Origin of the sequence: Cryobacterium sp. TMT4-31 (assembly GCF_004403385.1) — a bacterium.
Lineage (GTDB): Bacteria > Actinomycetota > Actinomycetes > Actinomycetales > Microbacteriaceae > Cryobacterium > Cryobacterium zongtaii.
In genome coordinates this window covers 118,804-131,881 of record NZ_SOGI01000074.1, presented here as the reverse complement: position 1 = coordinate 131,881, position 13,078 = coordinate 118,804, and the positions used below count along the sequence as shown (strand labels likewise).

The following is a 13,078-nucleotide window of genomic DNA, read 5'->3' as shown; positions in this document are numbered from 1 at the left end:
GAAGTGGAGCCGTAGACCGAGCCGCCGGGTCTCGACAAGCTCGACCAACGACGGAGCGCGTTATCAGGCCGGGGCGACCGTGTAGAGCACGCCGTCGGGAGTGCCGGCGATGGTCACGATGTGGGTGGCGTTTTTCAAGGCAACCACGCCGACGTCGCCCACGTTGGCCGAGGCGCTGGTGTCAGGTACGAAGCCGGCATCGACGAGCTTCTGCTCGGCGTCGGCCAGCGGGTCCGCTGCGCCGGAGGCGACCGTGACGACCCAGCCCTGGTCGCCGTTGGTGGTGTTGCCGGCGCCGAACTTGATCTCGCCGTCGATCACGGGGATCTCCGCCGGCCAGCCGTCGGGCAGCGCGCCGCCGAGGCTCACGTCGCCGTCGGTGGCTCCCTGCACGGCGCCGTTCACGGCATCCTGCACCTGCGCGTCGGAGCAGCCGGCCAGCGCCGGCGCTACGGCCAGCACCGCCGCCAGGGCCAGGCCCATGCGCAGCGGCGACATCTTCGTCTTCAATCCAGGGGTCATGGGGTCCTCACGGTGCGGGGCTCCCGCTTGAGCGGGAACGACTGACAAAAAACCGCAGGCACCCCGCGCCGGAAAACCGGAACAGGATGCCTGCGGTCAGATCAAGCTGCGAACTAGTTCGCGTCCTGCTTCTTCAGACGCGACACGTTGCGCTGACGAGCGGATGCGGCGAGCTCCACCTTGCGGATACGAACGACGGCGGGGGTTACCTCGACGCACTCGTCTTCGCGGGCGAATTCCAGGCACTGCTCGAGGGTGAGCTGCTTGGACGGCGTCATCGACTCGAAGGTGTCTGACGTGGACTGACGCATGTTGGTCAGTTTCTTTTCCTTGGTGATGTTGACGTCCATGTCGTCACCGCGCGAGTTCTCGCCGATGACCATGCCCTCGTAGACCTCTTCGGTCGGGTTGACGAAGAACTGCATGCGCTCCTGCAGGGCGATGATGGCGAACGGCGTCACAACACCGGCACGGTCGGCGACGATCGAGCCGTTGGTGCGGGTGTTGATGGTGCCGGCCCAGGCCTCGTAGCCGTGGAAGATCGCGTTGGCGATACCGGTACCGCGGGTGTCCGTCAGGAACTCGGTGCGGAAACCGATCAGGCCGCGCGACGGAACGATGAATTCCATGCGGACCCAGCCGGTGCCGTGGTTCGCCATGTTCTCCATGCGACCCTTACGGGCGGCGAGGAGCTGGGTGATCGCACCGAGGTACTCTTCGGGCGAGTCGATGGTGAGGTGCTCGTACGGCTCGTGGATCTTGCCGTCGACGCGCTTGACGACCACCTGCGGCTTGCCGACGGTGAGCTCAAAGCCTTCACGACGCATCTGCTCGACCAGGATGGCGAGAGCGAGCTCGCCACGGCCCTGGACTTCCCAGGCGTCCGGACGGCCGATGTCGAGAACTCGGAGCGAGACGTTACCGACGAGCTCCTTGTCGAGACGGTCCTTGACCATGCGGGCGGTGAGCTTGTGGCCCTTGACCTTGCCGATGAGCGGCGAGGTGTTGGTGCCGATGGTCATCGAGATGGCGGGGTCGTCGACCGTGATGGTCGGCAGCGGGCGCACGTCATCGGGGTCGGCGAGGGTCTCACCGATGGTGATGTCGGGGAAACCGGCGACGGCGACGATGTCACCGGGGCCGGCGCTCTCGGCCGGGTACCGGTCAAGTGCCTTGGTGATCATGAGCTCGGTCACGCGCACGTTGGAAACGGTGCCGTCGTGCTTGACCCAGGCCACGGTCTGGCCCTTCTTGATGGTGCCCTGGAAAACGCGCAGCAGCGCGAGGCGGCCGAGGAACGGCGAGGAGTCGAGGTTGGTGACCCAGGCCTGCAGCGGGTGCTCATCGTCGTAGACGGGAGCGGGGATGTGCTGGAGGATCGCTTCGAAGAGCGGCTCGAGGTCGTCGTTGTCGGGCAGTGAGCCGTTCTCCGGCTTGGTGAGACTGGCGGCACCGGCACGGCCGGACGCGTAGACGACGGGAACGTTGAGGACCAGGTCGAGGTCCAGGTCGGGCACGTCGTCGGCCATGTCGGAAGCGAGGCCGAGGAGCAGGTCCTGGCTCTCTTCGACGACCTCATCGATACGGGCGTCGGGACGGTCGGTCTTGTTGACCAGGAGGATCACGGGCAGGTGCGCCTCAAGTGCCTTCCGGAGCACGAAGCGGGTCTGCGGCAGCGGGCCCTCGGAAGCGTCGACGAGGAGCACAACACCGTCGACCATGGACAGGCCGCGCTCGACCTCGCCACCGAAGTCGGCGTGGCCGGGGGTGTCGATGACGTTGATGGTGATGGGGCCGTCAGTGGCGTGGATGCCCTTGTACGAGATCGCCGTGTTCTTGGCGAGGATGGTGATGCCCTTTTCGCGCTCGAGCTCGTTGGAGTCCATCGCACGCTCTTCGGTGTGCGAGTGCTCGGCGAACGAGTTCGTCTGCTGCAGCATCGCGTCGACCAGCGTCGTCTTGCCGTGGTCAACGTGGGCAACGATTGCAACATTCCGGAGGTTATTGCGGGTAGCAATCGCCATAAAAATAGATCCTTACGAAGAATGGATGCCGCGTAAAATCACGTGCGGCGCAGAGTGGATGAGTGGGATCTCTATGGACCCAAGGGTCTATCGTACCGTATTCGGCCCGTCTCGCGTCGGGCGAGTATCGATCGCTCCTATATACAGTGCGTTCCCGGCACCTGAACAGCCGGCAAACGCTCCCCACCCCCAGATGACGACTGCCCCCCGGCGCAGGCCGGGGGGCAGTCATTTCACACGCGGACCCTAGCGGCCGAACTGGAAGTTACCGCCGGGAATGGCGGCCAGCAGCTCCTGCGTGTATGCCTGCTGTGGGTTGTCGAACACGTCGTCAGTCGACGCGGCCTCCACGATCCGGCCCTTCTGCATCACGCACACGTTGTCGGCGACGAGGCGCACCACGGCGAGGTCGTGGGTGATGAACAGGTAGGTCAGGCCCAACTCGGTCTGCAGCTCGGTGAGCAGGTTCAGCACCTGCCCCTGCACGAGAACGTCGAGTGCCGACACGGCCTCGTCGAGCACGAGCACGTCGGGCTTGAGCGCGAGCGCTCGCGCAATGGCGATGCGCTGGCGCTGACCGCCGGAGAGTTCACTCGGGTACCGGAATCGCGACGACCACGGCAGCGAGACCTGGTCGAGGAGTTCCTTGACCCGCTCCTGTCGTTCTTTCGCAGTTCCGACGCCGTGCGCTAGCAGCGGCTCCGCGATGGTGTTGCCCACGCTGTACTGCGGGTCGAGGGACCCGTACGGGTCCTGGAAGACCGGCTGCACGCGGCGGCGGAACTTGAGCAGTTCCTTGCCCTTGAGCCCGGCGACGTCCTGACCGTCGAACTCGATCGAGCCGCTGGTGATGCTCTCCAGCTGCAGCACGAGCTTGGCGACTGTGGACTTGCCCGAGCCGGACTCGCCGACGAGGGCCGTGGTGGTGCCCTTCTGAATGCCGAAGGTGACGCCGTCGACGGCCTTGAGCTCCTCGCTGCGCAGACCCTTCTTGCGGATCCGGTACACCTTGGAGATGTTGTCGATCGAGATCAGGTCCTTCACGGGAGCGAGGCTCTCGCGCTCGGCAGCCCTGGCGACCAGGGTGTCGTCCAGGGAACCGCCGCCGTAGATCCCGGAGTCGCCGACGGACGCGTGCTTGGCCGACTGGATACGCCGGGAAGCCAGGCTCGGTGCCGCAGACACGAGCCGCTGCGTGTACGGGTGCTGCGGGTTCGCCAGGATCTCCTGCGAGGGACCGGACTCGACGATCTTTCCCTTGTACATCACCACGAGCTGTTCGGCGCGCTCCGCGGCCAGGCCCAGGTCGTGCGTGATGAACAACACGCTGGTGCCGTAGTCGCGGGTCAGGGTTCCCAGGTGGTCCAGGATCTGACGCTGCACGGTGACGTCGAGCGCCGAGGTGGGCTCGTCGGCGATGAGCAGCTTCGGCCGGGCGGACAGGCCGATGCCGATCAGCACGCGCTGGCGCATGCCGCCGGAGAACTGGTGCGGGTACTGCTTGAGTCGGTCCGCAGCGTCGCTGAGTCCGGCTTCCTGCAGCACCTGGATGGTGCGGGCGCGCGCTTCCTTGCCTTGAGCGAGTCCGTTCGCCTTGATGGCCTCCTCAACCTGGAAACCGATGTTCCACACCGGGTTGAGGTTGGACATCGGGTCCTGGGGTACGTAACCGATCAGGTTTCCGCGCACCGCCTGGATGTCTTTGGGGCTGAGCTTGGTGAGGTCACGGCCCTCGAAGAGCACCTGGCCGCCGGTGATCTTGCCCGCGCCGGGGAGCAGGTCGATGATCGCCTGCGCCGTGGTGGTCTTGCCGGAGCCCGACTCCCCGACGATGGCCAGCGTCTGGCCGGAGTACAGGGTGATGTCCACGCCGCGCACGGCCGGAACGAGGCCGCGCTGGGTCTGGAAACCGACCTCGAGGTTGCGAATCTGCAGCAGGGGCTGCTCGTCGCTCTCGACGCCCCCTGGGTTGGTGTCTGTCAGTGTCTGGCTCATCGAAGCGCCCTCGCCTTCGGGTCAAGCGCGTCGCGCAGAATGTCGCCGAGCATCAGGAACGCGAGCACCGTGATGGACAGGGCGGCCGCGGGGTACAGGAGCACCTGCGGGTTGGTGACAAGGGATGTCTGGGCCTGGCTGATGTCATTACCCCAAGACATCACGCTGGTCGGCAGGCCGATGCCCAGGAACGACAGGGTCGATTCGGCGACGATGAACGTGCCGAGTGACACCGTGGCGATCACGATGACCGGGGCGATCGAGTTGGGGATCACGTGGCGCAGCAGAATCCGGAACTTCGACACACCGAGAGCTGTCGAGGCCATCACGTAGTCGGAGTTCGTGGCCGACAGCACCGCACCGCGCATGATGCGGGCGATCTGGGGCCAGGCGAAGATCGACAGCACGAAGGCCACCGAGGTGGGCGTCGCGGCCGGAAGCACCGACATCAGCACGATGGCGCCGAGGATGGTGGGGATGGCGAAGAAGATGTCGCCGACGCGGGAGACGATTGCGTCGAGCCAGCCGCCGTAGTATCCCGCGAGGGAGCCGAGGATGACTCCCATGAGGGTGACGAGTCCGGTGGCCAGGAGGCCGACGGTGACCGAGGCCCGGGTACCGAAGATGGTGCGCGCGTACACGTCGCAGCCCTGCCGGGTGAACCCGAACGGGTGACCGGCTTCTGGACCGCCGTTGCTGTTCGCCAGCTGGCAGTCGAGGTTCGGCGACACCGAGGTGAACAGTCCTGGGAACAGTGCGACAAGGGCGATGATCAGGATCAGCACTGAGGAGATCCAGAACATCGGCCGGCGGCGCATCGAGTCCCAGGCATCCGCCCAGGTGCTGCGAGCCTTCTGCGACTCGTCGAGACGGTCAATCGGGGCTACCGGGGTGTCTTCCAGCTCCGCGACGAAGTGGGCCTGGCCACTCTTATTTGGCATAACGAATCCTTGGGTCCAGAGCTGCGTACAGCAGGTCGACGAGCAGGTTGGCGAGAACGAAGATGACCACCATGACGGCGATGAATGACACCACTGTGGTGCTCTCGCCGAGGACGATCGCCTTGTACACGGTGCCACCGACGCCGTTGATGTTGAAGATTCCCTCGGTGATGATCGCACCGACCATAAGCGAACCGAGGTCGACACCCAGGAACGTCACGACGGGAACGAGGGAGTTGCGCAGCACGTGCACCGTGACCACGCGGCGCCTGGAGAGGCCCTTCGCGGTGGCGGTGCGAACGAAGTCGGCGTTGAGGTTGTCGGCGACGCTGGCGCGGGTGAGGCGCACGATATAGGCGAAGGACACACTGGCCAGAACCAGGGCGGGGAGGATGAGTTCGCCCCACGGAGCCTCACTGCTCACTGTGGTTCTGAACCAACCTAATTGCACGCCGAAAATGAGCCTGAACAGGAAGCCGAGTACGAAGGTCGGCACGCTGATCAGGAGCAGGCTCACCACGAGGGCGCTGGCGTCGAACCACTTGCCCTTGCGCAGGCCCGCGACGAGTCCGACGAGGATGCCGGCGAAGGCTTCGAAGACGAGGGCCAACATGGCCAGGCGGAAGGTGATCGGGAACGCCCCGGCCATCACGTCGCTGACCGGTCGTCCGGAGTAGGTGGTGCCCAGGTCGCCCTGGAAGAAGTTGCCGATGTAGATCAGGTACTGCTGCAGCAGCGGCTTGTCCAGGTTGTACTGGGCTCGGATCTGTTCGATCACGCCGGGTGCCGGCGGGCGGTCGCCGTACAGCGCCGCGATCGGGTCGCCCGGTAGGGAGAAGACCATGAAATAGATCAAGAATGTCGCCCCGAAGAAGACGGGGATCATTTGGAGGACGCGCCTGCCTGTGTACCACAGCATCAGGTGAGCTCCGAGAATCTTTTATGCATGAGGATCGCAATCACTGAATGAGTCTAGTCAGTGCAATGTCCGGGGCTTGACGCCCCGGACATTGCACTGCGGGTGGAACTAGGAATTAACCCTTGGTGATCTGGTGGTAAAGCGGGACGGAATCCCAGCCGAACACCACGTCGCTGACGGTGTCAGCCCAAACGCCGTTGACGTTGGAGTACCACAGCGGGATGGACGGCAGGTCCTTCAGCAGAACCTCCTGTGCAGCCTGGTACTTGGCGGTTGCGTCCTCGACGGTTTCAGCCGCGGCGCCTTCCTTGAGGAGGGAGTCGAACTCTTCGCTCGAGTAGTCCTCGTAGTTCGAGCCGGCACCGGTCTGGTACAGCGGAGCGAGGAAGTTGTACATCGACGGGTAGTCGCCCTGCCAGCCGGCGCGGGTTCCACCGGTCAGTGCGTCGTTCGAGCGGTCTTCGAGTGCTGCGGCGAAGGTCGGGTACGGCTTGCCGGTCGCGGAGATGCCCAGCGTGTTGACGACGCTGTTGATCACGGCGTCGACCCAGGCCTGGTGGCCACCGTCGGAGTTGTAGGCGATGTCGAACGTGGAGTCGCCGTACGGTGCGATGGCGTCAGCCTTGGCCCACAGCTTGACGGCCTCTTCCGGGTTGTATTCGAGAACTTCGGCGCCTTCGAGCTGGTCGGAGTAGCCGTCGATGACGGGAGAGGTGAAGTCGGTTGCCGGGGTACGGGTGCCCTGGAAGATGACGTCGGTGATTTCCTCGCGGTTGATCGACATCGAGATCGCTGCACGACGCAGCTTGCCCTCTTCGCCGCTCCAGTGCTCGAGGTAGTACGGCATGTTGAAGCCCTGGAAGATGGCTGCAGCCTGGTTCACCGAACGCTCGCCGAATTCGGCCTCGTAGGTTTCGAACGCGGAGTCCGGAACAGCGTCCAGCACGTCGAGGTTGCCGCCCTGTACGTCCGCGTACGCGGCGTCCTGGGTGGAGTAGAACTTGATCTCGAGTCCACCGTTGACGGGCTTGCGCACGCCTTCGTAACCGGGGTTGGTCACGAGGCTGATCTTCTCCTCGTGAACCCAGGCACCCTCGCCATCGAGCATGTACGGGCCGTTGCCGATCGGGTTTTCACCGAAGGCGGCCATGTCGTCGTACGCGGCGGACGGCAGCGGCATGAAGGCCGTGTAGCCGAGGCGCAGCGGCCAGTCGGCCTCGGGCGAAGCGAGCTCAACCGTGAAGGTCGTGTCGTCGACGACCTTCAGGCCGGTCAGTTCGGAGTCAACCTCGTAGTCGAAGCCCACGATGTCGTCGAAGAAATAGGAGGCGCTCTGGGCGTTGCTGAAGAGCGCGCCGTAGTTCCAGGCATCCACGAAGGACGAAGCCGTGACGGGTTCGTCGTTGGTGAAGGTCCAGCCCTCTTCCAGCGTGACGGTCCAGTTGGTAGCGTCGTCAGACTCGATCGACTTGGCGACCTCGTTCTCGATCTCGCCGTCAGCGTTGTACGAGACCAGGCCCGCGAAGATCGACGTGGCGATCTTGCCGCCGCCGGTCTCGGTGGTGTTGGTCGGGATCAACGGGTTCTGCGGCTCGCTGCCATTGGTGCTGACAACTGCGGACGCGTCGCCGGCCGAAGTGGCCTCTTCGTCGTTGGATGTCGCGCAACCCGAAAGCGCCAGAGCGCTCACCGAAATGAGCGCGAGGGCGCTGAGGCCCATGCGGGATCTCTTCAAAATTCCTCCTGTGCAAAGGTGAAGGCGCCGCCGTGGCCGAAGCCCATAGCAGCGCGCTAGTTATCAAAACCCTAGGTACGTCAGGCGCCGGGAGCAAAACCTGACGGTAAACGTTACACAGCAGTAATGAAAGACGCACGATTCTTGCGCTTCACGCCGATTTCGCGGTTTTTTCTGCGAATCCTGCGAGGATCTCTCACGAAGCTTGGGACCAAGGTCCCTCCGACGCATGCAAGCGTTTTCAAATCCCACCGCGTAAGGATCAATTGGCCCGAAAACACGCGTGCGAGCACCAAGGGCGCAAAATAGAGGAATGCCGACCACCCCGCCCGAACAGCCCGCCACGCTCATCTTCGACGGCGACTGTGGGTTCTGCACCACCGCGGTGCTGTGGCTCCAGCGTACGCTGCCCCGGGTGCCGGCCACCGCGCCGTTCCAGTGGACCGACCTCGCTGCCTTCGGTCTCACCGAGCAGCAGGCCAGGAGCCGAGTGTGGTTCGTCGCGGGGGGCCGGCACCACGGCGGCGCTGCCGCGGTGGCAGCGTTGTTGCGTGGCCAGCCGGTTGCCGCACTGCGGATGCTCGGTTGGCTCGCCACGGTGCCGCCGTGGTCGTGGGCGGCCGCGGCCGGTTACAGCCTCGTGGCCCGCTACCGCTATCGGTTGCCGGGAGGCACCCCGGCGTGCCGGATGCCGAACGCGACATGAGCGACTACTCCTCCGACCCGGCCGATCCCCCGGTCCCCTCCGCGCAAACCCGCTCCCCCTCGGCGGCCGCCGATACTTCGGCGTTATCGAGGGTGCGGCTGAAATGGGAGATCGCGATCGTGCTCGGGCTCTCGCTCGGTGCCTCTGCCGTGTACTCGATAGTGTCGATCATTTCCCGACTCACGGCCGAGGTCGCGCTCAGCGATCAGTCGGCGACCATCAACGGGTCGCAGTCGACGCGCGAGTGGCTGGACTTCACCTACCAATTCCTCGGCATCGTCTTCACGTTGTTCCCGGTGGCCCTGGTGCTCTACCTGCTCTGGCGGCCCGGGCAGAGTGGGTTCCGTCGGCTCGGGGTGGATTTCACCGAGCCGCGCCGGGATCTGCTCCGCGGCGGCGGCCTTCTGCTGCTGATCGGCATCCCGGGACTCGGGCTCTACCTGGCCGGCCGCGCGCTGGGCTTCACGGTGGCCGTGGTGCCCTCACCGCTGGACACTTTCTGGTGGACGATCCCGATCCTGATCTTCTCGGCGATACGGAGCGCACTGAGCGAGGAGCTCATTGTGGTGGGCTACCTGTTCACCCGGCTGCGCGAGCTGGGTTGGAGCGCCTCGACCATCATCATCTCGGCAGCTCTGCTGCGCGGCAGCTACCACCTCTATCAGGGCATCGGGCCGTTCATTGGCAATGCCCTGATGGGAGTGGTATTCGGTTGGTGTTACCTGCGCTGGGGCCGGGTGATGCCCCTGGTGATCGCGCACTGGGTGCTCGACATCGTCTCATTCGTCGGCTACCCGCTCGCCCTGCTCTGGTGGCCTGCGCTCCTCGCCCCCACAGCGTAAGCCCTGAGGCCGGGGTTACTCGAACGCCTCGGGCGGCGGGCAGGCGCAGACCAGGTTGCGGTCGCCGTAGGCGTTGTCGATGCGACGCACCGGCGCCCAGTACTTGTTGCGGATCAGGGTGCGCACCGGGTAGACCGCGGTTTCGCGGTCGTACGGATGCGTCCACTCCCCTTCGATCACCGACTGGGCGGTGTGCGGGGCGTTCCGCAGCGGGTTGTCGTCGGCCGGCCAGGTGCCGGCGGCGACGGCATCCGCCTCGGCCTTGATGCCGATCATGGCGTCGATGAACCTGTCGATCTCGCCGAGGTCCTCACTCTCGGTGGGCTCCACCATCAGCGTGCCCGCGACCGGGAAGCTCATCGTGGGCGCGTGGAAACCGTAGTCGACGAGGCGCTTGGCCACGTCGTCGACAGTGACCCCGGTGGCCGCGGTGAGCGGGCGGAGGTCCAGGATGCACTCGTGCGCGACCAAACCGTTGTCGCCGGCGTAGAGCACCGGGTAGTGGCCGCTGAGCTGCTTGGCCACGTAATTCGCGGCGAGCACCGCGGCACCGGTGGCCTGCTTGAGCCCGTCGGCGCCCATCATCCGCACGTAGGCCCACGAGATGGGCAGGATGCTCGGGCTGCCATAGGGCGCGGCCGAGACGGGTCCGCCACCGTGGACGACGGTTTCGGTACCGGTGCTGCCGAGCAGGTAGTGCTCGTCGTCCTGCGCGAGCGGGTGCCCGGGCAGGAACGGGGCCAGGTGCGCCTTGGCCGCGACAGGTCCGACGCCGGGTCCTCCCCCGCCGTGCGGGATACAGAAGGTCTTGTGCAGGTTCAGGTGCGACACATCGCCGCCGAAGTCGCCGAAGCGAGCGAAGCCGAGCAGCGCGTTGAGGTTGGCGCCGTCCACATAGACCTGGCCGCCGGCGGCGTGCACGGCGGCGCAGATCGTGCCGACCTCGTGCTCGTACACGCCGTGAGTGGAGGGGTAGGTGATCATCAGCGCGGCGAGGGTCTCGGCGTGCAGGGCGATCTTGGCATTCAGGTCGTCGAGGTCCACGTTGCCGAGCTCGTCGCAAGCCACGACGACGACGCGCATGCCGGCGAGGACCGCGGAGGCGGCGTTGGTGCCGTGGGCACTGGACGGGATCAAGCAGACCGTGCGGTCCACCTCGCCGTTGGCGAGGTGAAAACCGCGGATGGCGAGGAGACCTGCGAGTTCGCCCTGGCTGCCGGCGTTCGGCTGCAGCGACACGGTGTCGTAGCCGGTGACGTCGGTGAGCCAGGTTTCGAGCTGGCGGATGAGTTCGAGGTAGCCCTCGACATCGGCGCGCGGCGCGAACGGGTGCAGTCCGCCGAACTCGGGCCAGGTGACGGCCTCCATCTCGGTGGCGGCGTTGAGCTTCATAGTGCAGGAGCCCAGCGGGATCATGCCGCGGTCCAGTGCGTAGTCGTAGTCGGCGAGGCGCTTGAGGTAACGCATCATGCTCGTCTCCGAGCGGTGCGTGTTGAACACGGCGTGGGTGAGGTACTCGCTGGTGCGGGCCAGGTCGCCAGGAAGGCCGTCCTGGATCGCAGTCAGGTCGACGTGGCCGAAGGCGTCGCGGCCGCCGAAGAAGCCCACGACGGCGGCCAGGTCGGCCGCGGTGGTGGTCTCGTCGACCGAGATGCCGATGGTGGTGGCGTCGACCTGGTGCAGGTTGTAGCCGGCAGCAGCGGCCTGCGCGACGATGTCGGCGGCGCCGGTCGGGACCGAGACCCGCACGGTGTCGAAGAAGCTGCTGTTGATCGGGTCCACGTCGATCGCCCGCAGCGCCGCGACCAGAGCGCCGGCGCGTTCGTGCACCTCGGTGGCGATCGCTTTGAGGCCCTGGGGCCCGTGGTAGACCGCGTACATGCCCGCCATGACGGCCAGCAGCACCTGGGCGGTGCAGATGTTCGAGGTGGCCTTGTCACGACGGATGTGCTGCTCGCGCACCTGCAACGACAGCCTGTAAGCGGGGTGGCCGGCGGCGTCGACGCTCACGCCCACGAGGCGACCGGGCATCTGGCGCTCCAGGCCCTTGCGCACGGCGAGGTAGCCGGCGTGCGGTCCGCCGAAGCCCATCGGCACGCCGAAGCGCTGGCTGGTGCCCACGGCCACGTCGGCGCCGAGTTCGCCGGGTGAAACGATCAGAGCGAGCGCGAGCAGATCGGCGGCGACAATGGCGAGGGCCTTGTTCTCGTGGGCGAGTGCGATCACGCCGGCGGGGTTCCAGACGCGGCCGGAGGCTCCCGGGTACTGCACGAAGATGCCGAAGTAGTCGCCGAGGTCCTCCGCGGTGGTGTTCTCGTCCAGGGGCAGCACGGTCAGTTCGATGCCGAGCGCGTGCGCGCGGTTGCCGAGCAGCGCGTGGGTCTGGGGCAGCGCATCCGCGTCGACGATGAACCGGTTCGACGGCGACTTGGAGGCGCGGCGGGCCAGCAGCATGCCCTCGACCACGGCGGTGGATTCGTCGAGCATCGACCCGTTGGCGGTGGCCATGCCGGTGAGATCGGCGACCATGGTCTGGAAGTTGATGATGGCCTCTAGGCGGCCCTGGCTGATTTCCGGCTGGTACGGCGTATACGCGGTGTACCAGCTCGGGTTCTCCAGCACGTTGCGCTTGATCACGGCGGGCGTGATCGTGTCGTAATAGCCAAGCCCGATCATCGAGCGCTTCACGGTGTTCTTGTCGGCCAGGCCGCGCAGCTCCTGGATGGCCTCTCGCTCGGTCGCAGCCGGCGGCAGGGTGCTGTCGCCGCGGGTGCGGAACTGCTCGACCTGGATGGAGGCCGGAACGGCCGCGTTGACGAGCGACTCGACGCTGTCGTGGCCGAGGACGGACAGCATGCGGGACTGCGCGTCGGCATCCGTGCCGATGTGACGCTGGGTAAAGGGCTGCGACATGTGGGGAAGGCTCTTTCCGGGGTCTGGTTCGGTGGTGCTTATTCGCCGGTGATGGCGGTGTATTCGGCGTAGCTGAGCAGCGCCGGGAGGGTCTCGAAGGTGATCTTGATGAGCCAGCCCTCGCCGAGCGGGTCGCTGTTGACGAGTTCGGGGCTGTCGACGACGGCGTCGTTGATCTCGGCGACGGTGCCGTCGATGGGGGCGAAGAGTTCACCCACCGACTTGGTCGACTCGATCTCGCCGACGACGGTCCCCGCGGCGAGGGCGCTGCCCACCTCGGGGAGTTCCACGAAGACCACGTCACCGAGCTTGTCGGCGGCGTAGGCGGTGATGCCGACGGTGGCGGTGTCGCCGTCGACGAGCACCCACTCGTGCTCGGCGGTGTACTGCAGTTCGGTCTTGTCTGCCATGGGGTTCCTCTCAAGGGGATGATCACGGGGTTGATCAGTACGGGGTTGATCAGTGCGGGGCGATGCGCGCT

At 65.9% G+C, this 13,078-nt stretch carries 10 protein-coding genes; 2 read left to right on the top strand and 8 right to left on the bottom strand.

Annotated elements, in window-relative coordinates:
• Window positions 1-63 precede the first annotated feature (63 nt).
• The 6 genes from E3T19_RS18285 to E3T19_RS18260 form a co-directional block, all read right to left on the bottom strand.
• Entirely contained in the window at window positions 64-522 is a 459-nt protein-coding gene (locus E3T19_RS18285; RefSeq protein ID WP_134409524.1) for a hypothetical protein, read from the bottom strand.
• A gap of 113 nt (window positions 523-635) precedes the next feature.
• Window positions 636-2,546, bottom strand: a complete 1,911-nt coding sequence (typA, locus tag E3T19_RS18280; protein WP_088455616.1) for a translational GTPase TypA — start codon at window positions 2,544-2,546, stop codon at window positions 636-638.
• A gap of 246 nt (window positions 2,547-2,792) precedes the next feature.
• Entirely contained in the window at window positions 2,793-4,541 is a 1,749-nt protein-coding gene (locus tag E3T19_RS18275) for an ABC transporter ATP-binding protein (RefSeq protein ID WP_088455615.1), read from the bottom strand.
• A complete protein-coding gene (locus tag E3T19_RS18270; RefSeq protein WP_088455614.1) occupies window positions 4,538-5,482 on the bottom strand; it encodes an ABC transporter permease in 945 nt (314 codons plus the stop codon). The genes E3T19_RS18275 and E3T19_RS18270 overlap by 4 nt, the downstream gene beginning before the upstream one ends.
• Window positions 5,472-6,401: an ABC transporter permease gene (locus E3T19_RS18265; protein WP_088455613.1), complete on the bottom strand. Its 930-nt coding sequence runs from the start codon at window positions 6,399-6,401 to the stop codon at window positions 5,472-5,474. Before E3T19_RS18265 ends, E3T19_RS18270 begins: the two co-directional genes overlap by 11 nt.
• A gap of 115 nt (window positions 6,402-6,516) precedes the next feature.
• Window positions 6,517-8,136: an ABC transporter substrate-binding protein gene (locus E3T19_RS18260; protein WP_134409523.1), complete on the bottom strand. Its 1,620-nt coding sequence runs from the start codon at window positions 8,134-8,136 to the stop codon at window positions 6,517-6,519.
• A 313-nt stretch (window positions 8,137-8,449) separates the two neighbouring features.
• On the opposite strand from E3T19_RS18260, the gene E3T19_RS18255 reads away from it, so the two are divergent.
• Window positions 8,450-8,842 (top strand): thiol-disulfide oxidoreductase DCC family protein, encoded by a 393-nt coding sequence (locus E3T19_RS18255; protein ID WP_134409522.1) that lies wholly within the window; start codon window positions 8,450-8,452, stop codon window positions 8,840-8,842.
• Entirely contained in the window at window positions 8,818-9,684 is an 867-nt protein-coding gene (locus tag E3T19_RS18250) for a CPBP family intramembrane glutamic endopeptidase (RefSeq protein ID WP_241980342.1), read from the top strand. Before E3T19_RS18255 ends, E3T19_RS18250 begins: the two co-directional genes overlap by 25 nt.
• Before the next feature lie 15 nt (window positions 9,685-9,699).
• Here the strand turns inward: E3T19_RS18250 and gcvP are convergent, their stop codons facing one another.
• Window positions 9,700-12,597, bottom strand: a complete 2,898-nt coding sequence (gene gcvP / locus E3T19_RS18245) for an aminomethyl-transferring glycine dehydrogenase (protein ID WP_134409521.1) — start codon at window positions 12,595-12,597, stop codon at window positions 9,700-9,702.
• Window positions 12,598-12,635: 38 nt separating this feature from the next.
• Window positions 12,636-13,007 (bottom strand): glycine cleavage system protein GcvH, encoded by a 372-nt coding sequence (gene gcvH / locus E3T19_RS18240; RefSeq protein ID WP_088455608.1) that lies wholly within the window; start codon window positions 13,005-13,007, stop codon window positions 12,636-12,638.
• Window positions 13,008-13,078 lie beyond the last annotated feature (71 nt).